This is a genomic window from Mesorhizobium sp. M5C.F.Ca.IN.020.32.2.1, from assembly GCF_004023105.1.
Taxonomy (GTDB): Bacteria; Pseudomonadota; Alphaproteobacteria; order Rhizobiales; family Rhizobiaceae; genus Mesorhizobium; species Mesorhizobium wenxiniae.
In genome coordinates this window covers 1-1,246 of record NZ_RZSX01001278.1, presented here as the reverse complement: position 1 = coordinate 1,246, position 1,246 = coordinate 1, and the positions used below count along the sequence as shown (strand labels likewise).

At 64.2% G+C, this 1,246-nt stretch carries 1 protein-coding gene; it reads left to right on the top strand.

Translation table 11 applies throughout. The features are described 5' to 3' along the window. Positions 1-162: 162 nt before the first annotated feature. Positions 163-1,246, top strand: a 1,084-nt coding sequence (locus EOA86_RS35185) for an aminotransferase class V-fold PLP-dependent enzyme (protein WP_128345685.1), incomplete at its 3' end; no start/stop codon positions are given.

Below are 1,246 nucleotides of genomic sequence, written 5' to 3'. Positions count from 1 at the left end.
CTCCAGACCGCCACCCGATGGGCCGAAAATGCGCCGCCCGCCTGGCATTCTTTTCTGCCCGGGCGGGTGTTGTGGCGAACTGGCCCGAAGGGCAGCCTGAGCGCAGCTATCCAGTCCGCGTTCGACCCCGGTTTGCGGACGCCGCGTACAAGTGGAGGAACGATGCCAGGCTACAATCATCTCTTTATTCCCGGCCCCACCAACATCCCCGAGCAGGTCCGTCAGGCGATGGACCTGCCGATGGAGGACATGCGTTCCCCGCGATATCCGGAGCTGACCCTGCCGCTTTTCGCCGACGTCAAAAAGGTTTTCAAGAACCAGAGCGGCCGCGTCTTCATCTATCCTTCGTCCGGCACCGGCGCCTGGGAAGCGGCGATGACGAATGTGCTCTCGCCCGGCGACCGTCTGCTGATGAGCCGCTTCGGCCAGTTCTCGCATCTCTGGGTCGACATGGCCGAGCGCCTCGGCTTCGAGGTCGACTGCCTCGACGGGGAATGGGGTACGGGCGTGCCGGTCGAGCTCTATGCGGAGCGCCTGGCCGCCGACAAGGCGCACAACATCAAAGCGGTCTTCGTGACGCACAACGAAACTGCGACGGGAGTTACCTCCGATGTCGCGGCCGTCCGCGCCGCCCTCGACGCCTGCGGCCATCCAGCGCTGCTCTTTGTGGATGGCGTTTCGTCAATCGGTTCGATCGATTTCCGCCAAGACGAATGGGGCGTCGATTGCGCCGTCTCCGGTTCGCAGAAGGGCTTCATGCTGCCCGCCGGCCTCGGCTTCCTTTCGGTCAGCCAGAAGGCGCTCGAAACCGCCAAGAGCGCGCGCCACATGCGCTGCTACTTCTCCTTCGAGGATATGATCAAGACCAACGACACTGGTTACTTTCCCTACACACCACCGACGCAGTTGCTGCGCGGCCTGCGCGCCTCGCTGGACCTGATCTTCGAAGAAGGCCTCGAGAACATCTTTGCCCGCCACCATCACCTGGCAAACGGGGTCCGCGTGGCTGTTTCCGCCTGGGGCCTGAAACTCTGCGCGACAGAGCCCAAGTGGTATTCCGATACGGTCTCGGCGATCCGCCTGCCCGAGGGCATCGACGGCGTCGAAGTCATTCGCCACGCCTACCGCGCCTACAACACCTCGCTCGGCAGCGGACTGAGCAAAGTGGCGGGCAAGGTCTTCCCCATCGGCCCTCTCGGCGCGCTTAACGAGGTCATGGTGCTGGGGGCGCTCTCGGCCGCCGCAC